General features: G+C 74.5%; 24 protein-coding genes. 17 read left to right on the forward strand and 7 right to left on the reverse strand.

What is annotated here, in order from left to right; genetic code table 11:
• The first annotated feature begins 10 nt into the window (after positions 1-10).
• From GV155_RS00970 to GV155_RS00990, 5 genes are all read left to right on the forward strand, one after another.
• Positions 11-589, forward strand: a complete 579-nt coding sequence (locus tag GV155_RS00970; RefSeq protein WP_160004427.1) for a VanZ family protein — start codon at positions 11-13, stop codon at positions 587-589.
• Positions 586-1674, forward strand: a complete 1089-nt coding sequence (gene hisC, locus GV155_RS00975) for a histidinol-phosphate transaminase (RefSeq protein ID WP_160004429.1) — start codon at positions 586-588, stop codon at positions 1672-1674. The genes GV155_RS00970 and hisC overlap by 4 nt, the downstream gene beginning before the upstream one ends.
• A 111-nt stretch (positions 1675-1785) precedes the next feature.
• On the forward strand, positions 1786-2418 hold the full coding sequence (locus GV155_RS00980) for a PepSY domain-containing protein (RefSeq protein ID WP_160004431.1): 633 nt from the start codon (positions 1786-1788) through the stop codon (positions 2416-2418).
• Positions 2419-2492: 74 nt separating this feature from the next.
• A complete protein-coding gene (locus GV155_RS00985; protein ID WP_160004433.1) occupies positions 2493-3467 on the forward strand; it encodes a glutathione S-transferase family protein in 975 nt (324 codons plus the stop codon).
• Between the two features lies 1 nt (position 3468).
• A complete protein-coding gene (locus GV155_RS00990; RefSeq protein ID WP_201300008.1) occupies positions 3469-4188 on the forward strand; it encodes an SDR family NAD(P)-dependent oxidoreductase in 720 nt (239 codons plus the stop codon).
• Positions 4189-4227: 39 nt separating this feature from the next.
• Here GV155_RS00990 and GV155_RS00995 read toward each other — a convergent pair whose 3' ends face one another.
• Complete coding sequence (locus GV155_RS00995; protein ID WP_160004435.1) at positions 4228-5187, reverse strand: type IV toxin-antitoxin system AbiEi family antitoxin domain-containing protein; 960 nt, start codon at positions 5185-5187, stop codon at positions 4228-4230.
• A gap of 104 nt (positions 5188-5291) precedes the next feature.
• Between GV155_RS00995 and GV155_RS01000 the strand changes: the two genes are divergently transcribed.
• The 3 genes from GV155_RS01000 to GV155_RS01010 all read left to right on the forward strand — a co-directional run bounded on the left by GV155_RS01000 (position 5292) and on the right by GV155_RS01010 (position 8834).
• Complete coding sequence (locus GV155_RS01000; RefSeq protein WP_160004437.1) at positions 5292-6206, forward strand: cation diffusion facilitator family transporter; 915 nt, start codon at positions 5292-5294, stop codon at positions 6204-6206.
• A gap of 94 nt (positions 6207-6300) precedes the next feature.
• Entirely contained in the window at positions 6301-8418 is a 2118-nt protein-coding gene (gene malQ, locus GV155_RS01005; protein ID WP_201300009.1) for a 4-alpha-glucanotransferase, read from the forward strand.
• On the forward strand, positions 8415-8834 hold the full coding sequence (locus GV155_RS01010) for a hypothetical protein (protein ID WP_160004439.1): 420 nt from the start codon (positions 8415-8417) through the stop codon (positions 8832-8834). The genes malQ and GV155_RS01010 overlap by 4 nt, the downstream gene beginning before the upstream one ends.
• A 19-nt stretch (positions 8835-8853) precedes the next feature.
• On the opposite strand, the gene GV155_RS01015 is transcribed toward GV155_RS01010, so the two are convergent.
• Positions 8854-9327: an SRPBCC family protein gene (locus tag GV155_RS01015; RefSeq protein ID WP_160004441.1), complete on the reverse strand. Its 474-nt coding sequence runs from the start codon at positions 9325-9327 to the stop codon at positions 8854-8856.
• A gap of 200 nt (positions 9328-9527) precedes the next feature.
• On the opposite strand from GV155_RS01015, the gene pdhA reads away from it, so the two are divergent.
• From pdhA to GV155_RS01030, 3 genes are read left to right on the forward strand one after another with little or no spacing between them, the layout of a single operon-like run.
• Complete coding sequence (gene pdhA / locus GV155_RS01020; RefSeq protein ID WP_160004443.1) at positions 9528-10700, forward strand: pyruvate dehydrogenase (acetyl-transferring) E1 component subunit alpha; 1173 nt, start codon at positions 9528-9530, stop codon at positions 10698-10700.
• Positions 10697-11680 (forward strand): alpha-ketoacid dehydrogenase subunit beta, encoded by a 984-nt coding sequence (locus tag GV155_RS01025; protein ID WP_160004445.1) that lies wholly within the window; start codon positions 10697-10699, stop codon positions 11678-11680. Before pdhA ends, GV155_RS01025 begins: the two co-directional genes overlap by 4 nt.
• Before the next feature lie 15 nt (positions 11681-11695).
• The gene (locus GV155_RS01030; RefSeq protein WP_160004447.1) at positions 11696-13192 is read left to right on the forward strand and encodes a dihydrolipoamide acetyltransferase family protein; all 1497 of its coding nucleotides are present in this window, start codon (positions 11696-11698) and stop codon (positions 13190-13192) included.
• A gap of 16 nt (positions 13193-13208) precedes the next feature.
• Here GV155_RS01030 and GV155_RS01035 read toward each other — a convergent pair whose 3' ends face one another.
• Positions 13209-14183: a hypothetical protein gene (locus tag GV155_RS01035; RefSeq protein WP_160004449.1), complete on the reverse strand. Its 975-nt coding sequence runs from the start codon at positions 14181-14183 to the stop codon at positions 13209-13211.
• Positions 14184-14363: 180 nt separating this feature from the next.
• On the opposite strand from GV155_RS01035, the gene GV155_RS01040 reads away from it, so the two are divergent.
• From GV155_RS01040 to GV155_RS01055, 4 genes are all read left to right on the forward strand, one after another.
• The gene (locus GV155_RS01040; RefSeq protein ID WP_160004451.1) at positions 14364-14969 is read left to right on the forward strand and encodes an alternate-type signal peptide domain-containing protein; all 606 of its coding nucleotides are present in this window, start codon (positions 14364-14366) and stop codon (positions 14967-14969) included.
• Positions 14970-15032: 63 nt separating this feature from the next.
• On the forward strand, positions 15033-15584 hold the full coding sequence (locus GV155_RS01045) for a signal peptidase I (RefSeq protein WP_160004453.1): 552 nt from the start codon (positions 15033-15035) through the stop codon (positions 15582-15584).
• Positions 15577-16200, forward strand: a complete 624-nt coding sequence (locus GV155_RS01050; protein ID WP_268892560.1) for a TasA family protein — start codon at positions 15577-15579, stop codon at positions 16198-16200. The genes GV155_RS01045 and GV155_RS01050 overlap by 8 nt, the downstream gene beginning before the upstream one ends.
• Positions 16197-16643: a hypothetical protein gene (locus tag GV155_RS01055; protein ID WP_160004457.1), complete on the forward strand. Its 447-nt coding sequence runs from the start codon at positions 16197-16199 to the stop codon at positions 16641-16643. The genes GV155_RS01050 and GV155_RS01055 overlap by 4 nt, the downstream gene beginning before the upstream one ends.
• Before the next feature lie 13 nt (positions 16644-16656).
• Here the strand turns inward: GV155_RS01055 and GV155_RS01060 are convergent, their stop codons facing one another.
• The 3 genes from GV155_RS01060 to GV155_RS01070 form a co-directional block, all read right to left on the reverse strand.
• A complete protein-coding gene (locus GV155_RS01060; protein ID WP_160004459.1) occupies positions 16657-17037 on the reverse strand; it encodes a hypothetical protein in 381 nt (126 codons plus the stop codon).
• 80 nt (positions 17038-17117) lie between these two features.
• Complete coding sequence (locus tag GV155_RS01065) at positions 17118-18545, reverse strand: M1 family metallopeptidase (protein ID WP_160004460.1); 1428 nt, start codon at positions 18543-18545, stop codon at positions 17118-17120.
• A complete protein-coding gene (locus GV155_RS01070; RefSeq protein WP_160004462.1) occupies positions 18542-19126 on the reverse strand; it encodes an RNA polymerase sigma factor in 585 nt (194 codons plus the stop codon). The genes GV155_RS01065 and GV155_RS01070 overlap by 4 nt, the downstream gene beginning before the upstream one ends.
• A 165-nt stretch (positions 19127-19291) precedes the next feature.
• On the opposite strand from GV155_RS01070, the gene GV155_RS01075 reads away from it, so the two are divergent.
• Positions 19292-20782, forward strand: a complete 1491-nt coding sequence (locus GV155_RS01075; protein WP_236554435.1) for a serine/threonine-protein kinase — start codon at positions 19292-19294, stop codon at positions 20780-20782.
• A 19-nt stretch (positions 20783-20801) separates the two neighbouring features.
• Here GV155_RS01075 and GV155_RS01080 read toward each other — a convergent pair whose 3' ends face one another.
• Positions 20802-21440 (reverse strand): hypothetical protein, encoded by a 639-nt coding sequence (locus GV155_RS01080; protein ID WP_160004466.1) that lies wholly within the window; start codon positions 21438-21440, stop codon positions 20802-20804.
• A gap of 76 nt (positions 21441-21516) precedes the next feature.
• Here GV155_RS01080 and GV155_RS01085 point away from each other — a divergent pair, with 76 nt between their 5' ends.
• Entirely contained in the window at positions 21517-23064 is a 1548-nt protein-coding gene (locus GV155_RS01085) for an amidohydrolase (RefSeq protein ID WP_160004468.1), read from the forward strand.
• Positions 23065-23091 lie beyond the last annotated feature (27 nt).

The raw sequence follows: 23091 nt of genomic DNA on the forward strand, positions 1-23091 counted from the left end.
CCTTCGTCGGATGTTCCCCGTGGGTGGCTACGACGTGATGGCGCTCGGCGCGCTCGTCGCCGGCGCCGTCCTCGGCCTGCTCGGGTGGCTGCTGGCGAAGCGCCTCGGCGTGGCCGGGTGGGCCGCGGCCGCGTTCGTCTGGACGGTCGTCGTGATCGCCCTGGTCACGCTCATCCCGGCCGACGCGGACCCCGGCGTGGTGCTGGCCGAGGACCGCCTGCCGGGCTGCTCCTTCGACATCGGGGGGCCCGCCCCCGACGGCTTCTGGATCTTCTCCGGCGGCCAGCGGCTGCTCAACACCGTCGCGTTCGTGCCGTCCGGCGTCTTCCTGGTGCTGGCCGCGGCGCGGTGGCGCTCGGCGTGGCTGACGGTCCGGGTCGGGCTGGTGGGGCTGGCGGCGTACTCCGTGGCGATCGAGGCCGTCCAGCTCGAGCTGGCCCGCATCGACCGGGCCTGCGACGCCACCGACGTGATCGACAACGTCACCGGTGCCGCGGCCGGCGTCGGGATCGGGCTGCTGCTGGCGCTGGTCGTGCGTCCCTGGCGGGACCGCCACGAGCGCCGGGACCGGGCTAGCCTGCGGGCGTGAGCACCCCCCAGCCCCGCGCCCACGTCGAGCGCATCCCGGCCTACGTGCCCGGCCGGCCGCCCACCCCGCGGCCCGGGACCACGACCTACAAGCTGTCGTCGAACGAGAACCCGTACCCGCCGCTGCCGGGGGTCGTCGAGGCCGCCCACCGGGCGGTCGACACGATGAACCGCTACCCCGACATGGGCAGCGCGCTGCTCTACGCCGGGCTCTCGGACCGCCTCGGCGTGCCGGTCGAGGACCTCGCCACCGGCACCGGCTCGGTCGCGCTGATCTACCAGCTGCTCACCGCCTACTGCGACCCCGGCGACGAGGTCGTGCACGCCTGGCGGTCGTTCGAGGCGTACCCGATCGCGATCACGTCGGCCGGCGCGGTCTCCGTGCGCGTCCCGGTGACCGCCGACGGCCGCCACGACCTCGACGCGATGGTCGCCGCGGTCACCGACCGGACCCGCGTGGTGATGGTCTGCACGCCCAACAACCCGACCGGTCCCTCGGTGACGCAGACCGAGCTCGACGCGTTCCTGGCCCGCGTCCCCTCCCACGTGCTGGTGGTGGTCGACGAGGCGTACCTCGAGTTCGTCCGGATGGACGACGCCGTCGACGGGCTGGCGACCTACCGCGGCCGGCCCAACGTGGTGCTCTTCCGCACCTTCTCCAAGGCCTACGGCCTGGCCGGCTTCCGGGTCGGGTACGCCGTCGCGCCCGCCCCGGTCGCCGCTGCGCTCCGGGCCGTGTCGCTGCCGTTCGGCGTCTCCACCGTCGCCCAGGTCGCGGCCGTGGCCTCGCTCGACGCCGAGCAGGCGCTGCTCGAGCGGGTCGACGCGCTGGTCGTCGAGCGCGACCGGGTCGTCGCCGGGCTGCGGGAGGTCGGCTGGGAGGTGCCCTCGCCCCAGGGCAACTTCGTGTGGTTCGACCTCGGCGCCCGGACCGCCGACTTCGCCGCCGCGGCGGAGGAGGCCGGCATCGTCGTCCGCCCGTTCGCCGGCGAGGGCTGCCGGGTCTCGATCGGCGAGGACGAGGCCAACACCCGCCTCGTCGACGTCGCCGCCCGCTTCGGACGGGACGCCGACGCGCCCCTCTGAGGGGTCTCTCATCTTCGCTCACACGTCTCTCACGACGGGCTCATCGCCGGGGCGCAGGGTTCTCTCATCAGCAACGACCCGCTCGACCGACACGAACCCAGGAGCATCACCGTGCGCCGTACCCTTGCCCGCCCCGCCTCCGCCGCCGTCCTCGCCCTCACGCTCGGCCTCGGCCTGAGCGCCTGCGGCGGTGACGACGACGCCGTGTCCGCCGAGGACCGCGACCAGGCCACCCAGGCCGCGATCGCCGCGGTCGGTGGCGACGCCACCGTGACCGGCGTCGACGCCGGCGACGGCGACGACCAGTACGCCTTCGAGGTCGAGGTGCAGTTCGCCGACGGCGAGGACGCCGACGTCCAGCTCGACGAGGACTTCAACGTGATCGGCACCCCGCCGACCGCCCCCTCGGCCGCAGCCCCCTCCGACGACGCCTCCAGCACCCCGGCCCCGAGCGACTCCTCCACCCCGACCCCCGGTGGCTCGGACGACGGTGGGTCCGACGACGGCGGCTTCGACGACTCCGACCTCGACGACGACGGCGACAACCTGACCGGCCAGACCCTCCAGCAGGCCGTCCGCGCCGCGCTGGCCGAGACCGGCGGCGGCCGGGTCACCGACGCCGAGCGCGCCGACGCCGACGAGGACCACGCCTACGAGGTCGAGGTCCAGCTCGACGCCGCGACCGACGACGACGTCAGCGTCGAGCTCGACGAGCAGTTCGGCGTGGTCCGCGTCGACCGCTGACCCCGCGGCCCGTCCGCAGCAGGTGGCCCTCGTCGCACCCCCCGGGTGAGTCGGGGGCCTCCTAGGCTCGCGCCATGAGCGACGACCCGACGTACACCGAGAAGGGCAAGCCCTTCGAGCGGGACACGAACTACATCCAGGACCGGATCACCGCCCGGCCCGGGACCTCCGCGGACCCGTACGTCGGTGACCTCGACGTCGAGACCTGGCCCGTCGAGCCCGGGCGCTACCGGCTGGCCGCGGCCAAGGCGTGCCCGTGGGCCAACCGCGCGATCATCGTGCGCGAGCTGCTGGGCCTCCAGGACGTGATCTCGATGGGCCTCGCCGGCCCCACCCACGACGCCGACTCCTGGACCTTCGACCTCGACCCCGGCGGGGTCGACCCGGTCCTGGGCTACGAGCGGCTGCAGCAGGCGTACTTCGCCCGTGACCCCGACTACCCCCGCGGCATCACCGTGCCCGCGATGGCAGACGTGCCGACGAAGGCCGTCGTGACCAACGACTTCCCGCAGATCACGCACGACCTCTTCTTCGAGTGGCGCGAGCACCACCGCGCCGGCGCCCCGGACCTGTGGCCCGCGGACGTCCGCGACGAGATGGAGGAGGTCATGCGGCGGATCTTCACCGAGGTCAACAACGGCGTCTACCGCTGCGGCTTCGCCGGCTCGCAGGAGGCCTACCAGGAGGCGTACGACCGCCTCTGGACCGCGATGGACTGGCTCGAGGAGCGGCTGACCGACCGCCGCTACCTGATGGGCAGCGCCATCACCGAGGCCGACGTGCGGCTGTTCACCACCCTGGCCCGCTTCGACGCGGTCTACCACGGCCACTTCAAGTGCAACCGCAACAAGCTGACCGAGATGCCGGCGCTGTGGGGCTACGCCCGGGACCTCTTCCAGACGCCCGGCTTCGGCGAGACGACCGACTTCGAGCAGATCAAGGCGCACTACTACGTGGTGCACACCGACATCAACCCGACCGGGATCGTCCCGGCCGGACCCGACCCCGCGGTGTGGCTGACCAGCCACGACCGCGAGAAGCTGGGCTGACGTGGCTGACCGCAGCGGCATGCAGGTCGACGGGGCCCGGGTGCTGGTCGCCGGGGCGACCGGCGTCATCGGGGGCAAGCTCGTCACCGCGCTCGTGGAACGCGGCGCCCGCGTGGTGCCGGCCGGCCGGGACGAGGAGCGCCTCGCGGCCCTCGGCACGCAGTGCGGCACCACGCCCCAGGTGCTCGACGCGGTCGACGCGGACGCCGTACGCCGCGCCGTCGACGCCGCGGTCGCCGAGCTCGGCGGCCTCGACCTGCTCGTGGTCACCATCGGGGCGGCCGGCTTCGGCAAGGCCGTCGACCTCGACGCCGCCGTGACCGAGGAGCTCTTCGCCGTCAACGTGCAGGCCCCGATGGCACTCGTCCGCGCCGCCGCGCCCGCGCTGACGGAGTCCGAGCACGGCACCGCCGTCGTCCTGTCCGCGATCCTCGCCGACCTGCCCACGGTCGGGATGGCCGACTACTCCGCGGCGAAGTCCGCGCTGTCGACCTGGCTCGGCGTGCTCCGCAAGGAGCAGCGCCGCGCCTTCCGCGTCGTCGACGTCCGCCCCCCGCACCTCGACACCGGCCTCGACCAGCGCGCGCTCGCCGGCGAGCCGCCCCGCCTCCCCGAGCCGGTCGCCGCGGACGAGGTCGTCACCGCGATCCTCGACGCGCTCGCCGGGGACACGGGCGAGCTGGTCTGGGAGGCCAAGGAGAAGAAGCTCACGCCCCGTTAGGCATCAGGTCGTGATCTGGTGCCAGCAGGTGGCACCAGATCACGACCCGACGGGCCGCGGGCACTGCGGGCAGCACCGCAGCGTTCCCTCCCAGCCCCTGGACCGCAGGACGGCGCCGACGTGACCCGCCGTGCTGCAGGCGTCGCGCAGCACCTGGCCCCACCCCACCCGGAGCGTGACGCGGTCCGAGCCGTGGCGGAGTGCCGCCGTGGCCAGGTCGCGGCCGAGGTCCTGGTCGAACGCCTGTGGCGACTCGTGGAACGCCCGCCCGTCCAGCTCCACGACGACGGCGAACGGCCGGTACTCGACGTCGCGCTGCACGCGTCCCACCGCCGTCGCCCCCACCTGCCGCTCGGCGCAGGGGAGACCGTGCGCCCGCTCGACGCGGTGCAGGTACTCGCGCTCCAGCACCGAGCACGCTCCGAGCGCGAGGTCGTCGAGCATGCCCGCCAGCAGCGCGTGGTTGGCCCCGCCACGGCGCCGGCCCAGCGTGGCCGCGATCGTCCTCGCATCGGTCTGCCGGGACCACGTCGCCTCGGCCAGCAGCCGGTACGCACGGCCCGGGTCCGGTTCGTGGAGGGCGGCCTCGACCGCAGCCTCCTCGATGCGCAGGCGGGGAGGGCACGATCCCGGCCGGACGCGGTCCTCCCAGTGTGCGGTGCGGTGGGCCACCACCCCGGGCACGGCGCGGACGCTCCGACGGAGACCGATGGCGACCTGGACCGGCGCCCTGTCCGGTGGTCGGGGCAGGGCCGACTCCCGGGTCAGGGCGCACGGCTCGTGGAGGAGGACCGCCGCCCAGGCGCGCTGGTCCCAGGTCGTCGGGCCGTTGTGCTCGACGTAGACCCCGGGGTGGACGGGCGTGAAGCGCCCGCGCCTGAGCCACCGCCGCAGGTCATGGGGCTCGGCGCCCAGGTCGAACAGCTGGCGGCGGGACACGACCCCGTCCTGCACCCAGCGGAGCAGATGGGCGAGCCCCTCCTCGTCCATCCCGGTCATGCACGTCATCGTGGCGCGGAGGCCGCGTTCGTGCGGGTGCTGCGCCGGCGACCTGTGGACAACGTCACCACGCCGGAGGTGCCGGTCGCTCCTAGGCTGCTGGCATGGGCCACGACCACGGGCACGCCGCCGGGCGCGCCGCCGACCGCTCCAAGCTGCGGTGGGCGCTGCTGGTCACCGTCACGGTGCTGGTCGTCGAGGTGGTGGGCGCCGTGGTCACCGGGTCGCTGGCGCTGCTTGCCGACGCCGGACACATGGCCACCGACGCCGGGGCGGTCGTGCTCGCGCTCGGGGCGTCGTACGTCGCCGGCCTCGGCGGGGGGCGCCGCTCCACCTTCGGCCTGCACCGGGCCGAGGTGCTGGCCGCGGTCGCGAACGCCGTGGTGCTGCTGGGCGTCTGCGCCTTCATCGCCTGGTCGGGACTGAGCCGCCTCGGCGACGCCCCGGACGTCGACGCGCTGCCGATGCTCGGGTTCGCGCTGGTCGGGCTGGTCGCCAACGGCGTCTCGCTGACGATCCTGCAGCGCTCCGACACCGGGTCGATCAACCTGCGCGGGGCCGCCGCGGAGGTGTTCGGCGACCTGGTCGGGTCGGTGCTGGCCGTCGTCGCCGCCCTGGTCATCGTGGCCACCGGGTGGCAGGAGGCCGACGCGGTCGCCTCCCTGCTGATCGCGGCGCTCATCCTGCCGCGCGCGGTCCTGCTGCTGCGCGACGCCGGCGCCGTGCTGCTCGAGATCGCGCCGAAGGGGCTCGACCTCGACGCCGTGGAGCACCACGTGCGCCACGTGCCGGGCGTGGTCGACGTCCACGACCTGCACGCGTGGACCATCACCAGCGGCTTGCCCAGCCTCTCCGCCCACGTGACGGTGACCGATGAGGCGCTGGCAGAGCGGGGCGTGGGCCCGATCCTCGACGAGCTGTGCCGCTGCGTGGGCGACCACTTCGCCGTCCGGCACGCCACCTTCCAGCTCGAGCCGGCCTCCCACCGCGCGCACGAGGACCTCGGCGAGGTGCACTGAGGGTCGCGTCGCGATCTGGTGTCACCTGGTGACACCAGATCGCGACCTGAGAGCCGTCACCGGTCACCCGGCCCGCGCACCTACGATCTTCGGCGTGCCCCTGCCTCCCGCGCTCGCCCGGCTCGCCACGGTCTACGGCGTCGACACCGCCTACGAGGACTGGCAGGACCAGCCCGTGGAGGTGCCCGAGACCACGATCGTCCGCGTCCTGACCGCGATGGGGGTCGACGTCGCGGACCCGGAGGCCGCGCTGGCCGAGCAGGAGACCGCGCCGTGGCGGCGGGTGCTGCCGCCGGCCGTCGTCACCGTGGCCGGGCAGGCCGTGACGGTCGACCTCCACACGACCGACGGCGAGCGACCGCCCGCGCTGCGGCTCGACCTCGAGGACGGCAGCAGCCGCGACCTCGCGACGTCGAAGCCCGGGGGTACGCGCGAGGTGGACGGCGCGGCCGTCGTACGCCGGTCCGTGCGGCTGCCCGACGACCTCCCGCTGGGCTACCACGAGCTGGTCGCCGGCGACGCCCGCTGCCGCGTCGTCGTCACCCCGCCGGTCCTCGGCCTGCCGCCGAGCCTCGGCGAGCGGAACGGGTGGGGCTTCGCCACCCAGCTCTACAGCGTCCGCTCGCGGCAGTCGTGGGGCGTGGGCGACCTGGCCGACCTGGCCGACCTCGCGGTCTGGTCGGCCGGCCTCGGTGCCGACTACGTCCTGGTCAACCCGCTGCACGCGGCCGAGCCGGTCGCGCCGCTCGAGCCCTCGCCGTACCTGCCCACGAGCCGCCGCTTCCCGAACCCGCTCTACCTGCGCGTCGAGCGGGTCCCGGAGTACGCCGACCTGGCCGCCGAGGACCGCGCGGTGGTCGACGGGCTCGCGGCCGACGTCCACACCGCGCTGGACGACCTCGACGCCATCGACCGGGACACCTCGTGGACCGCCAAGCGGCGGGCGCTGCGCGTGGTCCACGACGCCGGGCTCACGCCCGGGCGGCGGCTCGCGCTCGAGGCGTTCGTCGCCCGGGAGGGGGCGTCGCTGACCGAGCTGGCGACCTGGCGCGCCCTGGCCGCCGAGCACGGCCCCGACTTCCGGGAGTGGCCCGAGGACCTGCGCGACGCCCACGGACCCGCCGTGGCCGCGGCGCGCGAGGAGCTGGCCGCCGAGGTCGCCTTCGAGGTGTGGCTGCAGTGGGTGCTCGACGAGCAGCTCGCGGTCGCGCAGGCCGCGGCCACCGGCGCCGGGATGGCGCTGGGGACGATGCACGACCTCGCCGTCGGAGTGCACCCCGGCGGCGCCGACGCCTGGCGGCTGCGGGAGGCGTACGCCGAGGGCGTGCGCGTCGGCGCGCCGCCGGACGCCTTCAACCAGCGCGGGCAGGACTGGGGCCAGCCGCCGTGGACGCCGACCGGGCTGGAGGCCACCGGCTACGAGCCGTTCCGCGAGATGGTCGCGGCGCTGCTGCGCCACGCCGGCGGGGTCCGGATCGACCACGTGATCGGGCTGTTCCGGCTGTGGTGGGTGCCGGAGGGCGGGTCGCCGGCCGACGGGACCTACGTCCGCTACGACCACGCCGCGATCATCGGCGTGCTCTGCCTCGAGGCGCAGCGCGCCGGGGCGGTCGTCGTGGGCGAGGACCTCGGCGTCGTCGAGGACTCCGCGCGCGCCTACCTGCTCGAGCGCGGCGTGCTCGGCACCTCGATCCTGTGGTTCGAGCGCGATGAGGACGGCGACCCGCTCCCGGCCCAGGAGTGGCGCGAGCTCTGCCTGGCCTCCGTCACCACCCACGACCTGCCGCCCAGCGCGGGCTACCTCACCGGCTCCCACGTCGACCTGCGCGAGCGTCTCGACCTGCTGACCCGGCCCGCTGCCGAGGAGCGCGCGGCCGACGAGGCCGAGCGCGCGTCCTGGCTGGCCGAGGTGCGCCGCCAGACCGGTCTGGCCGAGACCGGTCTGGCCGAGGACGCCGGGGTCGAGCAGGTCGTCGAGGCGCTGCACGCCTACCTGACACTGACGCCCAGCCGGTTGCGCAACGTCGCGCTCACCGACGCGGTCGGCGACCGGCGTACGCAGAACCAGCCCGGCACGAGCGACGAGTACGCGAACTGGCGCGTCCCGCTGTCCGGCCCCGACGAGCGACCGGTCTCGCTGGAAGACGTGCTGACGTCGACCCGGGCCCGTAGCCTGGCGCGGGTGATCAGCGCGAAGCAGGACGTCCCGTGAGGCCGCAGGTCCTCGAGCTCATCGCCGTCGAGCACGCCGCCGGCGGGCAGGCGGAGGAGACGCCCACCGGCACGGGCGGTGAGCGGGGGACCGACGACCACTGCGGGCTGTGCGGCCTCACCGTCGACAAGGCCGCCTGGGAGGCGATCGGCGAGGAGCTCGGGGTGCCGGTCACGCTGCACACCAGCGACGACCTGTCGCCCGAGGAGAGCCCGGTCGTGCGCGAGGTCGGCACGCCGGCGGTGATCGCCCGCTTCGAGGACAACGAGTTCCACGCCGTCGTCCTGGCGGAGCGGCTCGAGGTCTTCGACGGCGACGTCACGCGGCTCGTGCGCGAGGTGCGCCTCGTCGCCGAGCAGCAGGGTTGGGACCTCCAAGCCAGCGAGCAGCCCGAGGAGCGGCCCGAGACGCTCTAGGGGCGCCCGCCCCGACGGCTCAGGCCTTGCCGTCCTGCGCGGTGGCGTTCTTCTCGTCGGCCTCGGCGGCGTGCGCGAGCTTGACCAGGGTGCCGTCGATGCCGCGGCGTGCCTTGTAGGGGAACCCGGCGATCTTGAGACCCAGGCGGATCGGCGCCGGCACCCTCGACAGGTCCCACGTCTCGGTGACCTTCGTGCCCCCGGCGACCGGCTCGAGCTCGTAGCGCCAGCGGTGCGGCGCGAAGTGCTTCCACGCGATCAGCCGGTCCTGCTCGAACTCCACCACCGTGTTCTTGGTCCGGTAGGCCGCGCCCTGCTTCATCCCCATCCCGAAGGTCGAGCCCAGGGTCAGCGTGGCCGGGCCCTCCACCGAGCCGCGCAGGGTGCCCGAGCCGTCGATGCGCTGGTGCTGGCGCGGGTCGGCCAGGATCGCGAAGACCCGCGCGGGCGAGGCCTCGATGACGGTGGAGGAGGAGACGCTGGGGGTGCTCATGGCACCACCGTAGGGAGCCGTGCCGCGGGGCGCTCCCCGAGAGGGGTGGGATTGGCGGCACTGCCGGGGCGTTCGGTACGTTGACCCCGACCTGACTGTGGTCGGGGTCACAGCGTCACCCACCCTCGTGGCGCGTGCCCCACCGCGACCGGACCGGCCAGGCGGAGACCCCGTCCACCGGTGAGAAGCGAGGAGCCGACGTGAGCCCGACCCCACCGCACGACCCGTCCTTCGGGCCCGACCTGGTGGAGGTCTTCGGGCCCCAGCAGACCGACGGCGGCCCCGAGCTGGTGCAGCTGCTGACGCCCGAGGGCGAGCGCGTGCACCACCCCGAGTTCGACCTCGACTTCTCCGCCGACCACCTGCGCGGGCTCTACCGCGACATGGTGCTGACCCGGCGGATCGACACCGAGGCCACCGCGCTGCAGCGCCACGGCGAGCTCGGCATCTGGGCCCAGCTGCTCGGCCAGGAGGCCGCGCAGATCGGCGCCGGGCGCGCCCTGCGCCCGCAGGACCACGTCTTCCCGACCTACCGCGAGCACGGCGTCGCCTGGTGCCGCGGGATCGACCCGCTCGACCTGCTCGGCCTCTTCCGCGGGGTCGACCACGGCGCCTGGGACCCCGCCGAGAAGCACTTCGGGCTCTACACGATCGTGATCGGCGCCCAGGCGCTGCACGCCACCGGGTACGCGATGGGCATGCAGCGCGACGGCGTCGTCGGCACCGGCGACCCGGACCGCGACGCGGCGGTCGTCGCCCACTTCGGTGACGGCGCCTCCTCGCAGGGCGACGTCAACGAGGCCTTCATCTTCGCCGCCTCCTACAACGCCCCCGTGGTGTTCTTCTGCCAGAATAACCAGTGGGCCATCTCGGAGCCGATCGAGCGCCAGAGCCGGATCCCGCTCTACCAGCGCGCGCTCGGCTTCGGCTTCCCCGGCGTCCGGGTCGACGGCAACGACGTGCTGGCGACGTACGCCGTCACCCAGGCCGCCCTCCAGCGCGCCCGCGACGGGCAGGGCCCGACCCTGGTCGAGGCCTACACCTACCGGATGGGCGCCCACACGACGACCGACGACCCGACCCGCTACCGGCTCTCCGACGACGTCGAGCACTGGAAGCTCAAGGACCCGATCGCCCGGGTCGAGGTCTACCTCAAGCGCAACGGCCTGGTCGACGAGGCGTTCCTCGCCGACCTGAAGAAGGAGGCCGACGAGCTCGGCCACCACCTCCGCGAGGGCTGCAAGGCGCTGCCCGACCCCGAGCCGGGCGCGATGTTCGAGCACGTCTACGCCGAGGAGACCGAGGAGCTGCGCGTCCAGCGCGAGGGCTTCGCGGCCTACCACGCCGGCTTCGAGAGCGAGGGCGCGCGATGAGCACGAGCAGGATCACCCTGGCCAAGGGCCTCAACATGGGTCTGCGCAAGGCGATGGAGGACGACCCCAAGGTCCTCCTCATGGGCGAGGACGTCGGCAAGCTCGGCGGCGTCTTCCGGATCACCGACGGCCTGCAGAAGGACTTCGGCGAGGACCGCGTCATCGACTCCCCGCTGGCCGAGTCCGGCATCGTCGGCACCGCCGTGGGCATGGCGCTGCGCGGCTACCGACCGGTCGTCGAGATCCAGTTCGACGGCTTCGTCTACCCCGCCTACGACCAGATCGTGTGCCAGGTCGCGAAGATGAGCTACCGCTCCAAGGGCCGCTCCCCGATGCCGATGGTCATCCGGATCCCCTTCGGCGGCGGGATCGGCGCGGTCGAGCACCACTCCGAGTCGCCCGAGGCGCAGTTCGCGCACACCCCGGGACTGAAGGTCGTGGCCTGCTCCAACCCCGTCGACGGCTACTGGATGATCCAGCAGGCCATCGCCAGCGACGACCCGGTGATCTTCCTCGAGCCCAAGCGGCAGTACCACGCCGACAAGGCCGACCTCGACGACACCGCGCGCCCCGACCCGCTCTTCACCTCCCGCGTCGTGCGCGCCGGCACCGACCTGACCGTGCTCGCCTACGGCCCGACGGTGAAGACCGCCCTGGCCGCCGCGGAGGCCGCCGCGACCGAGGGCCGCTCGCTCGAGGTGATCGACCTGCGCACCCTCTCGCCGCTCGACATGGGCCCGGTCCTGGACTCCGTACGACGTACGGGTCGCGCCGTGATCACCCACGAGGCGCACGTCAACCTCGGGATCGGCGCCGAGGTCGCCGCGCGGGTGAGCGAGCAGTGCTTCTACTCCCTCGAGGCGCCGGTGCTGCGCGTCGGCGGATTCGACACGCCCTACCCCGCGTCACGGATCGAGGAGGAGTACCTCCCCGACCTCGACCGGGTGCTGGACGCCGTCGACCGCTCGTTCGAGTTCTAGGCCAGGAGACCCGACATGGCTGAGTACAAGCTGCCCGACCCCGGCGAGGGGCTCACCGAGGCCGAGATCGTCACCTGGCGCGTCAAGGTCGGCGACACGGTCGAGATCAACGACGTCGTCGTCGAGATCGAGACCGCGAAGTCGCTGGTCGAGCTGCCCTCCCCGTACGCCGGCACCGTCGTCGCGCTGCTGGCCGACGAGGGCCAGATGGTGGAGGTCGGCACCCCGATCATCCGGATCGTCGACCCGGCCGAGGCGGCGGCGTCGGTCGCCGACGCGCCGCCGGCCCCGACCGCCGAGATGGAGATCGACCTGTCCAACCCGGCCGCCAGCGGCGGCGGTGAGGGCGAGAGCCTGGTCGGGCGCAACAAGGCCGACCGCGGTCCGGTGCGCCGTCGCCGCAAGGGCGCCGCGTCGCCGTCGACCGAGGCCGGCGCCAACACCCAGATGCAGCTCCAGGGCGCCTTCGCCCCGGGTGGCGCGATGTCCGACGAGGTCGTCGCCTCCGACGAGCCGGCCGTCCCCGCCACCTCCGCCCGCGGACCCGAGCCGGAGGCCGCCGACGCGCTGGTGCCGGCGCGGGCCACGTCGCCGCAGGAGACCCGGGTGCTGGCGAAGCCTCCGGTGCGCAAGATGGCCAAGGACCTCGGGGTCGACCTGACCTCGCTGACCGCGAGCGGGCCCGGCGGCACGGTCACCCGCGAGGACGTCCAGTCCGCCGCCTCCGGACGGGGCGCGGCGCCGGCCGGCGTACCCGCTCCTGCGCCGGCCGCCGACGCGCCGCGCGCGGCGCACGCCGGCGCCCGGGAGACCCGCGAGCCGGTGAAGGGCGTTCGGAAGATGATGGCCGGGGCGATGGTCGGCTCCGCCTTCTCGGCGCCCCACGTGACCGAGTGGGTCACCGTCGACGTCACCGCCGCGATGGAGCTGGTCGAGCGGCTGCAGCGGCACCGGTCGCTGCGCGACGTCAAGGTCGGTCCGCTCCTGGTCCTGGCCCGCGCGGTCACCCTCGCGGTGCGCCGCACACCGGAGATCAACTCGTGGTGGGACGAGGCGGCGCAGGAGGTCGTGGTCCGCCACTACGTCAACCTCGGGATCGCCGCGGCCACCCCGCGCGGTCTGGTCGTGCCGAACGTCAAGGACGCCGACGCGATGTCGCTGCACGACCTCGCCGCGGCCCTCGGTGAGCTCACCGCCACGGCGCGCGAGGGGCGTACGACCCCCGCCGCCATGAGCGGCGGCACGTTCACGATCACCAACGTCGGTGTCTTCGGGGTCGACGCGGGCACCCCGATCATCAACCCCGGCGAGTCCGCGATCCTGTGCTTCGGCGCGATCCGCAAGCAGCCGTGGGTGGTCACCCGGGACGGCGTCGACGAGATCGTGCCGCGCCAGGTCACCACGCTCGCGTTGTCCTTCGACCACCGCCACGTCGACGGCCAGATGGGCTCGCGCTTCCTGGCCGACGTGGCCGGCATCCTCGAGGACCCGGGCTCCGCGCTGCTGTTCTAGTCGCTGCTGGTGCGGGTCAGGCGTAGAGCCGGACCCGCACCAGCAGCGGGCGGTGGTCGGACTCGAACCCGTCCAGGGTGCGGTGCGCGGCGAGCTGGGCCGGGCCGCGGACGCCGTCCTCGGTGCGTCGGCGTACGGAGTCGGCGGCCAGCCAGACGTAGTCGATCCACCGGGTGTTGCGGGTCGGTACGACGCCGTCCAGGCCGAGGGCGTCGTAGGACGAGACCGCCTTCCCCTCGAACACCCGGGACAGCCCTCCTGCGGGCCGGGCCGCGGCGTCGTCGGCGTGGTCGAAGTTGTAGTCGCCGGTGCCGAGCACGACGTCGCCGGGGGTCCGGGACCACATCCGCGCCATCGTCCGGTAGTGGCGCTTCGCTCTCCGGGCGTTGAGGTTGCGCTCGAAGCGCTGCCCGGTCTCGATCGTCTGGTTGACGTGGGTGTTGAGCAGGCTCACGGTCCGCCCGGAGTCGCGGTGGCGCAGCCGCACCGTGACGACCCAGCGGGACGGGAACGGTGCGGCGGTGACGGCGGCGGACGCCCCGCCGTGCATCTTGCGGGTCCGGGCGCCGAGGAAGGCGAAGGTGTCCCGTCGCCAGCTGACCGCCAGCGGCGCGGCCGCCCCGGTGCCGGGTGCCTGCCAGGTGCCCCAGCCGCGGGCCGCGTACTCCGCAGCGAGGTCGCGGAACATCGGGGTCGCCGCCTCCTGCCACCCGACCAGGTCGACACCGGGCGTGCCGGCGAGGCGGGCCCAGTCCCGGCCGGCCTGGTCGGGCGTGAGGGTGCGGCGGGCGTTGAACGAGAGCACACCCAGGTCGTCGACGACCCGCCCCGGCAGCGGCGCGGCGCGCGACGGGCCACCGGCGGCCCGGTCCCGGGTCCCGGCCGCTCCGTCGGTGCCGTCGGTGAGGTGCAGGACGACCGCGAGGAGCGTCGCGGCGAGCGCCGCGACCAGGACCAGGACGCCGGTCCCGACGAGAGGGCGGGCGGTCATGCGCGCAGGGTAGTCGTGGTGCCGGGGCAGTCGCGCGCAGGCGGCGCCGAGGGGTCCGCGACCCGTGATCGTCTCGCGGCCGAGAGCCTGACCGGGTTCCGCCACGCACGACGAGGAGTGGCCGCACCCTGGGGGGACCCGACATCCCGCTCCGTGCCTCACCCCCCGAAGGAACCCCCCATGCACAAGTCCAAGAAGGCGGCCATCGCCGCCGTCGCCGGCGGCGGTCTGCTCCTCGGCGGCCTCGGCTCCCTCGCCTACTGGGAGGACGCGGAGAGCGCCCCCGGTGGCACCGTCACCGCCGGCACGCTCGACATCTCGGCGCCGGTCTGTGGCAGCTGGAAGGCAGGTGCGACCGATGTCGTCCTCGCCACGTTCCGCATGGTGCCGGGCGACTCACTGACCCGCACCTGCACCTTCACCGCGGACGTGGCGGGTCAGAACCTGAAGACCAAGCTGGCGTTCGTCAAGCCCGCGCTGGACTCGAGCACGCTCGCCGGCGAGCTGACCTACGGCGCGACCTATGCGCGCAACGGTGGCACTGCGGCCGACCTGGCGGCCTACGACAACGCGACCCCTACCCTCACCAACATCGCTGACAACGACACGATCACGGTGAACTACACGGTGTCCTTGCCGTTCGGGGGCAACGAGGCCGGCGCTCCCGGTGTCGACAACGAGAGCAACTCCGGTGCCGAGTTCAGCTCCGGCGCGACCGGTCTGGTCGGCGGCGAGCTGACCGCGGTCCTGAGCGACCTCACGCTCACGGTCACCCAGGTCTCCTGAGCCCGAACCCCGATGGCCGAGCCCACCGCACGTCGGCGTCGCCGGTCGACCTCTCGTCGACCGGTGGCGCTGGTCGTCAACGCCTTGAGCTGGGTGCTGGCGGCGGTGGTGCTCGCGATCGTGGTGCTGGCTGTGATCGTGCCGCGGGTGGCCGGGGCGGAGCCGTACACGGTGCTGACGGGGTCGATGACCCCGGCGTACCCGCCCGGGTCGATGGTCGTGGTGAGGCCGAGCGACGACATCGTCGTGGGCGACGCAGTGACCTACCAGCTGGAGAGCGGCGAGCCCGCGGTCGTCACCCACCGCGTCGTCGGGATCGGCTACGACGGTGAGGGCGATCGGTCCTACACGCTGCAGGGCGACGCCAACGAGGAGCCGGACTCCGAGCAGGTCCGACCCGAGCAGATCCGGGGCGAGGTCTGGTACTCCTTGCCGTGGGTCGGTCACCTCGGCGTGCTCGTCACCCCCGGGCAGCACCAGCTGCTCGTCTACGTCGCCGCCGGTGCGTTCTTCGCGTACGCGGCGGCGCTGCTGTGGCAGCTCCGGCGCGACCGGCGCCGGGAGCAGGCCCGCGGGAGCGTCCGGTCCGAGCGCGAGGAGGAGTCACGTGTCTAGCCACCGTGCTGAGCGCCCGCACGGTCGGCGGCTGGGTCGCGGCCCGCTCGTCGTCCTGAGCGTCACGGCTGCGCTCGGGTCCGTGACGAGCATCGGGACCTACGCGTTCTGGAACGACACCGCGACGGTCGCCGGCGCGACGATCACGTCGGGGACGTTGGACCTCAAGGTCAACGACGCCGACAACCTGCCGACGTGGACGCCGTTTTCGATGACCAACATGGCACCCGGCGAGAGCCGGGCGGCCGTGCTGACGCTGAGGAACACCAGCCCCACGCCGTTCACGGTCGCCGCCACCGGGTCGGCGACCGGTGCGGACCTGCAACCCGTGATGGTCGTCCGCGTCGTCGTCGGCGCGTCGGCCACGGTCGACACGTCCTACCCCCGCACCGAGGCGTGCACCGGTGGCACCCAGGTCTACAACGCGATCCTGCCCGCCGGCACGCCTGCGCAGGTCCTGCCCGCCCCGCCCGTCGTGGCCCCCGGGGTGAACAACGGCGCACCCGTCGACGTCTGCGTGCAGGCGACGCTGCCGAACACTCCGGCCGTCAACCAGAACGCGCTGCAGGGCAAGACCTGGGTCCCGACCTTCGTCTTCACCGCGACGCAGTCATGAGGCGTCCCGGGGCCGGGGTCCTGGTCGCAGCGGGTCTCGTGCTGGCCGCGACGGCCCCGTCCGCGACCACCCGGGCGGGGTGGAACGACACCGCGCGGGTGTCGAGCCAAGCCACGACCCTGACGGTGGCGCCGGTTCTGTCGTGCACCGAGGTGGGCTCCGAGGCAGTCGTCTCCTGGCCCCGTCCGGTGACGGGGACGACGTACGCGACGGTGGCCTACACGGCCACGATCGCGCGCAACGGAGGTGGACCGGTCAGCGCCCCGGTCGCCGACTCGGGCTCGTCGCTCTCGGTGACGGTCCCGAACTCCGTCGCCGTCCTCTCGTCCGACGTCTTCGTCTCGGTGACCGGGACGCTCTCCGGCACGAGCTGGACCGGCTCGACGCCCATCACGTTACGGATGCGTGGCCTCCTGGCGGGCTGGCGGGTCGCCTGCACGTGATGGCGACGGCCTTTCAGCCGGCCTCGCGCTGCACCGTCAGCCGCGGCACCCCGCCCAGCCCGAGCCGGTAGCGGACGTGGGCCGCGTGGTGGGCCAGTGCGTCCCAGAGCGCGGCGTGCGCCGACCAGGGGAGCGGCTCGTCGCCGACGTGCCAGGAGTCGCCGAAGGCGATCCAGACCGGGGTCCAGTCCGCGGCGAGGTCCCACGCGCCGCGCCGGGCCATCAGCATCCGGCGACGCACCTGGAAGGCCATCCGGGGGCCGTCGTCGGCGATCGGGGCCGTCGCGACCGGCCACACCCACAGGTCGAGCGCCATCAGCTCGAGCTCGAGGTCGCGCAGCACGGCAGGGTCGACCAGCACGGTGGCGACGTTCTCGTGGGGCGGGCGCCTCATGCCGCGCACGCTACCCAGGCGCTCCCACCCGGCGGAAGGGCCCGCCCGGTGCCTGTGGACGGGCGGCGCCCGGGCCGGGTCTACCCCTCGGACGCGTCGACGGGCGGGGTGGTGCCACCGAGGAGCCACGCCTCGAGGAAGGCGGTCAGCTCGGTGCCGGTCTCCTCCTCCAGCCAGGCCCAGTAGTCCTCGCGGTCGGTGGCGACGTCGTCCCGCGCGGCCGGCCAGGCCCGCACCATCGACCAGAAGGCGTCGTCGCCGAGGTCGGCCCGCAGCTCGTGCCACATCAGCGCGGGGAGGTAGTAGATGTTGCCGTCGCCGAACCTGTCGGGGTCGTAGTCGGCGGGCGGGCCGGCGTACGCCCGGCTGGCGGTGTCGCCGGCGGCGATCTCGTCCATCACGGCCTGCAGGGGACGGCCGCCGTGCTGGGACTCCCACAGCAGCTGCAGGTACATCGCCATGCCCTCGTTCATCCACACCTCGCTCCAGTCGTCGGGGCCGACCTGGTCGCCGTACCAGTGGTGGGCGAGCTCGTGGAGGACCACCGCCGGGGACGTGCTGTAGGCGTCGTCCCCGAGCGTGATCATGGTCTGGGTCTCCATGCCGCTGGCGCCGTCGACCACGACGAACCCGAGGGTGGAGAACGGGTACGGCCCCAGCCGCTCCTCCAGCCAGTCCAGAGCCCGGGGGGCGGAGCGGAGGTTCCACAGCCGGTTCGCCCGCAGGTCCGGCGAGGTCCAGTAGGTGATCAGGGTGCCCGACCTGGAGGTGTCCTGGGTCGTCTCCAGCCTGCCGGTGGCCACCGTGACGAGGTAGGACGCGGCGGGCTGGTCGAGGTGCCACTCGGTCCGGGTCGTGCCGGCCTCCTCGGTGCGGGAGACGAGCCTGCCGTTCGAGACGCCGATCGACGGCGAGGGGACCTCGATGGCGATGTCGTAGAGCGCCTTGTCGGAGGGATGGTCGTTGACGGCGTACCAGCTGTAGGCGCCGTAGGGCTCCTGCATCGTCCAGGTCCCGCCGTTCGGGGTGACGTGCCAGCCGGTGGTGGAGATGTCGGCGCGCGCCGTCGGGGCCGGGACGGGCCCGGGCGTGCCGGCGTAGTCCAGCTCCAGCTCGTGGCGCGCGTCGGCCTCGACCGGGGCGTCGACGACCAGGTCCTTGCCCTCGCGGGCGACGTCGACCGGCTCGCCGTCCAGCGTGGCGTCGAGGACCTCCAGGGGCTCGCCCAGGTCGAGCCGGAACGAGTCGGCCGTGGTCGTGGCGCGGAAGGTCAGCACCTCGGTCGCGGTGAGCTCGCGGCCCTCGGGGTCCCAGGCGAGGTCGAGGTCGTAGTGCAGGGCGTCCACGCCCGGGTCGCCGACCTCGGGGTAGACCGAGTCCTCCTGCGGGTCGCTGACCGCGGCGGCGTACGGGTCCTCGGCGGCGGTTCCGGGCTGCGCGGCCGGCTCCGACGAGCACGCCACCAGCGCCAGCACCGTCAGGAGAGCGGCCGGGACCGTGCTCCTCACACGTCGTCCCGCAGCAGCGGCCGGGCCAGCTGGCGGCCGTGGTGCACCTGGGCCTTGACGGTGCCGAGCGGCAGCCCGAGCGCGTCGGCGATCTCGCCGTAGGCCAGGCCGTACACGTCGCGCAGGACTAGCGGCTCGACGAACTGCGGGTGGCCCTCGCCGATGGTCTCCATCGCCTCGAGCAGGTCCAGCCGGGTGCCGGCGATGACGCTCGTGGTGCGCGGGTCGGGACGGTCGAGCCGGCCACCCTCGGCGGGGTCGGCGGCCACGGCCTGGCGCTTGAGGCGGCGGTACGTGCTGCGGGCGCTGTTGAGGGCCACGACGTGCAGCCACGTGGTGAACCGCCCGCGCCCGTGCCACGACCCGACCTTGGTGGCGACCGAGAGCATCGCCTCCTGGCAGGCGTCCTCGGCGTCAGGACCGTGCGGTAGGACCCCGCGGCACACCGCGAGGATCCGCGGGCGGACGACGCCGAGCAGGTCCTCGAGGGCGACCCGGTCGCCGCGGGCCGCCGCCCGGGCGAGCGCGTCGACGCGGTCGGGCTCGCTCGTCCCGTCGGTCTCGCGGGGCGCGGGGGTCATCAGGGGGGTCCTCGTGGTCATCGGGGTCAGGCCTCTCCGGTGGGCCCCATCATGCCTGTCCGCGTCGCGGGCGGGGCGTCTCCTGCTGGGACGCCGCCGGGGACCGTTCGGTTGCCGCCCCCGGTTGCCGCCTCCGCGAGGGCAGCCCATGATGCGCAGGTGACCATGCCCTCCCGCCTCGGTCGCTACGCCGTACGCCGCCGGATCGGCGCCGGCGGGTTCGCGACGGTGTGGCTGGCCTACGACGAGCAGCTCGACAGCCCGGTGGCGGTCAAGGTGCTGGCCGACAACTGGGCCTCCGACCCGCAGGTGCGCACCAGGTTCGTCGAGGAGGGCCGCTACCTGCGCCGGGTCGAGTCGCCGCACGTCGTGTCGGTCTACGACGCCGGCGAGCTCGAGGACGGCCGGCCGTACCTGGTGATGTCCTACGCCGACCAGGGCACGCTGGCCGATCGGGTCGACCTGGGCGGGCTCGGCCCGGACGCCGCCCTGCAGGTGGTCCGCGAGGTCGGCGAGGGCCTGGCCGCCCTGCACGCCCGCGGCATCGTGCACCGCGACGTCAAGCCCGCGAACGTGCTGTTCCGCGCCGTCGACGGCCGGCTGCGGGCGATGGTGGGCGACCTCGGCCTCGGTCGGGCGATGGACGCCTCGTCCCGGCTGACCATGGTCGCCGGCTCCCCGTCGTACGTCGCGCCGGAGCAGGCCCGCGGCGGCGAGCGGCCCGACGCGCGCGCCGACCAGTACTCCCTGGCGGTGGTGACCCACCTGCTGCTCTCCGGGCGACCGCCCTTCGACCACGTCAGCCTCGGGGCGGCGGCCGACCCCGCGCCGGTGCCCGCGCTCGACTGGACGGGGCGCAGCCTGCCGGCCGCCGCGGACGACGTCGTGCGACGCGCGCTGAGCCCCGACCGCGAGGAGCGCTACGCCGACGTCCCGGCCTACGTGGCCGCGCTCGCCGAGGCGCTCGCCCCGGCGCTGCGGCCCGAGGACGCCGCGGGCCGGCTGCCGGTGGACCCCGCGCTGACCGTGCCGGCCGCGCGGCCCGCACCGGACGGGTCGGCGGGGCGTACCGACCCGGGCCCGGGCCGGGACCCAGGGGACGCTCCCGCACGGACCCGGCCCCGGACCCGGCCCCGGTCGTTGGCCGTGGTCGCCGCCGGTCTCGCGGCGCTGGTGGGCGGCGTGGCCGGCGGCTGGGCGGTCCACGACGCGCTGGCGCCGGGGGAGGTCGGGGTCGCCGACGCCACGGGCTCGCTGTCGGTCACCGTCCCGTCCGCCTGGCAGGCCTCCGTGGTGGACGACGGCTGGGAGCCGCCCGTGGAGGGTGCGAGCGGCGACTACCCCGCGCTCGCCGCCGGCACGGGCGAGGGCTGGCAGGACTCCGGGGAGGGCGTGTTCGTGGCACTGCTGCCCGGCGCGGAGCTGCCCGACCCGCTCCCGCAGCACCCGGAGTGCGAGACCCGGCGGGCGCCGTACTCCGACACCCTCGAGGACGGCGCGGCCACCACGGTGGTCTCCACCGGCTGCCCCGGCGGGGTGCGGGTGGAGCGCGTCGTGCAGGTCACCACCGGCGAGCTGCTGTGGGTGCAGGTGCGCAGCGCCGACCAGGCCACCGCGATGCGGGTGCTCGACAGCGTCGAGACCGTCGGGCTCTAGGCCGGGCTCTAGGCCGGGCTCAGCCGACCGGCTGCAGGCTGGCCGCGACCTGGTCGAGCAGGTCGTCGAGGCCGGGCAGGTCGCGCTCGCGGCCGAAGACCGACACCTCGACCACGGCCTCGGTGGACCCCGGGCGGGTGAACCACCGGAAGGTGTTGAAGCGCAGCCAGTTCTCCGGCAGCGCGCGGTAGCTGACGGCGAGGGTGTCGGGCGAGCTGCCGCGCACGGCCACGTCCGGGTAGCCGCTCTCGAAGGCGGCGAGCTTCTGGGCGACCATCTGGGCCGGCGCCACCCGCTCGCTGACCAGCTTGACCCGCATCCCGTAGCCGTTGTCGACGGCGTCGGGCGGCACCAGCTTGGTCTCGCCGGCCCCGATGTCGGTGGCCACCCAGCCCGCCGGCGCCTCGTAGGTCCAGCCGAAGGGCGGCGTGCCCAGCCGTCCCTTGCGGTACTCGAGGTCGACGGCCAGCGCCGGCGGCCCGCCGTCGACGGCGTACGGCGCCTCGGTCCGCACCGGGACCGACGGCGAGCTCGCAGGCAGGGGGCTCGCGGGGCCCGCTGCGGCGTCCGGCCCCGCGTCCAGGCCGGCGAGGAGCCAGCCCCCGCCGAGACCCACGAGGGCCAGCAGGAACACCACCCCGACGACACGACCCCGCACGGGCGTCACCGTAGCCCCCCGTCCGCCCGCTGGCCCGGTGCCTGGTGACGACCGTCCGTCTCCTACGTTGGCGCTCGTGCCCAGCCTGCTGATCCGCGACGCCCACCTGGTGCCGCTCGAGCCCGCACCCGCCACCGCGCCCCCCGCCGGATCCCCTGCCCCGCCGGGAGCTCCGGGCGGCGGGCCGGTCGACGTGCTCGTCAAGGACGGACGCGTCACCGAGGTGGGCCCGCGCCTGCGCCGCCCCGACGGGGTCGAGGAGGTGGCCGCGGACGGCCGCTGGCTGATGCCGGGGCTGTGGGACCAGCACACGCACCTGGGGCAGTGGACGCTGAACCGGGAGCGCCTCGACCTCTCCGAGGCCCGCTCGCCCGAGGACTGCCTGCGGCTGCTGGCCGACGTCCTCGGTGAGGACGCCGGCGACGCCCCGGTCGTGGGCTTCGGTCACCGCCCGGGCGGCTGGTACCGCCGCGCCAGCACTGTCGAGCTCGACGAGGTGGTCGGCGACCGGGTCGTGGTGCTGATCGCGGGCGACGCCCACCACGCGTGGGTCAGCTCGGCCGCCATGCGCGCCCTCGACATCGAGTGGCGCGACGGCGTGGTCGCCGAGAACGACTGGTTCCCGGCGTACGCCCGCCTCGACGAGCTGGTCGGCAGCGACGGCACCTCCCCGGCGGCGTACCGGCGCTCGCTGGAGGCCGCCGCGGCGCTGGGCGTGGTCGGGGTCGTCGACTTCGAGTTCTCCGGCGGCGCGCAGGAGTGGTGCGAGCGTTGGGAGGCCGGCTGCGACCTGCTCCGGGTCCGGATGGCGACCTACGCCGACGGCCTCGACACCGTGATCGAGGCCGGTCTGCGCACGGGCGACCCGCTGGGACGCGACCCGCTGCTGACGATGGGGCCGCTGAAGATCATCAGCGACGGGTCGCTGAACACGCGGACGGCGTGGTGCTGCGAGCCGTACGCCGACGCGGAGCGGGTGCAGCACGCCCACGGCGCCCCCAACCAGAGCGGCGCCGAGCTGGTCGCCCTGCTGACGCGGGCCCGTGACCACGGCCTGGAGGTCTCCACCCACGCCATCGGCGACGCCGCGGTGACCGGGGCGCTGGACGCCTACGAGATCAGCCGCGCGCGCGGCTCGATCGAGCACGCGCAGCTGGTGCTGCACCGCGACGTGGGCCGGATCGCCCGGCTCGGCCTGCGCGCGAGCGTCCAGCCGGCGCACCTGCTCGACGACCGCGACCTGACCGAGCTGGTCTGGCCGGGGCAGGCCGAGCGGTGCTTCGCCTTCCGCTGGATGCTCGACGCCGGCGCCCGGCTCGTGCTCGGCTCGGACGCCCCGGTCTCGCCGCTCGACCCGTGGCTGGCGATGGGTGCGGCGGTCCACCGCTCGGCCGACCTGCGCGAGCCGTGGCACCCCGAGCAGGCCCTCACGACGCTGGAGGCGCTGGCCGCCAGCACCGACGGGCAGGGAACGGTGGCCGTCGGCTCCCGCGGCGACCTCGCGCTGCTCGACGCCGACCCGCTCGAGTTCGAGCCGGACTCGGCGGCCTCGAACGGGCACCTGCGGGGCACGAGCGTCGCGCTGACCGTCGTCGACGGGCGGGTCACGCACCGCGCGCTCTGATCAGGGTCGTTGGTCCCTCGGGATTGC

It is taken from the genome of Nocardioides sp. AX2bis (assembly GCF_902506435.1).
In the GTDB taxonomy this organism is placed as follows: Bacteria; Actinomycetota; Actinomycetes; order Propionibacteriales; family Nocardioidaceae; genus Nocardioides.

Bases quoted from the DNA above. Each gene is read 5' to 3' on its own strand.
- GV155_RS00970 (WP_160004427.1), top strand. From the start codon at position 11: ATGTTCCCCGTGGGTGGCTACGACGTGATGGCGCTCGGCGCGCTCGTC.
- GV155_RS01035 (WP_160004449.1), bottom strand. From the start codon at position 14,183: ATGACCGCCCGCCCTCTCGTCGGGACCGGCGTCCTGGTCCTGGTCGCG.
- GV155_RS01075 (WP_236554435.1), top strand. From the start codon at position 19,292: ATGCCCTCCCGCCTCGGTCGCTACGCCGTACGCCGCCGGATCGGCGCC.
- GV155_RS01030 (WP_160004447.1), top strand. From the start codon at position 11,696: ATGGCTGAGTACAAGCTGCCCGACCCCGGCGAGGGGCTCACCGAGGCC.
- GV155_RS01070 (WP_160004462.1), bottom strand. From the start codon at position 19,126: ATGACCCCCGCGCCCCGCGAGACCGACGGGACGAGCGAGCCCGACCGC.
- GV155_RS00985 (WP_160004433.1), top strand. From the start codon at position 2,493: ATGAGCGACGACCCGACGTACACCGAGAAGGGCAAGCCCTTCGAGCGG.
- GV155_RS01055 (WP_160004457.1), top strand. From the start codon at position 16,197: ATGAGGCGTCCCGGGGCCGGGGTCCTGGTCGCAGCGGGTCTCGTGCTG.
- GV155_RS01060 (WP_160004459.1), bottom strand. From the start codon at position 17,037: ATGAGGCGCCCGCCCCACGAGAACGTCGCCACCGTGCTGGTCGACCCT.
- GV155_RS01025 (WP_160004445.1), top strand. From the start codon at position 10,697: ATGAGCACGAGCAGGATCACCCTGGCCAAGGGCCTCAACATGGGTCTG.
- GV155_RS01015 (WP_160004441.1), bottom strand. From the start codon at position 9,327: ATGAGCACCCCCAGCGTCTCCTCCTCCACCGTCATCGAGGCCTCGCCC.
- GV155_RS01040 (WP_160004451.1), top strand. From the start codon at position 14,364: ATGCACAAGTCCAAGAAGGCGGCCATCGCCGCCGTCGCCGGCGGCGGT.
- GV155_RS01000 (WP_160004437.1), top strand. From the start codon at position 5,292: ATGGGCCACGACCACGGGCACGCCGCCGGGCGCGCCGCCGACCGCTCC.
- GV155_RS00995 (WP_160004435.1), bottom strand. From the start codon at position 5,187: ATGACCGGGATGGACGAGGAGGGGCTCGCCCATCTGCTCCGCTGGGTG.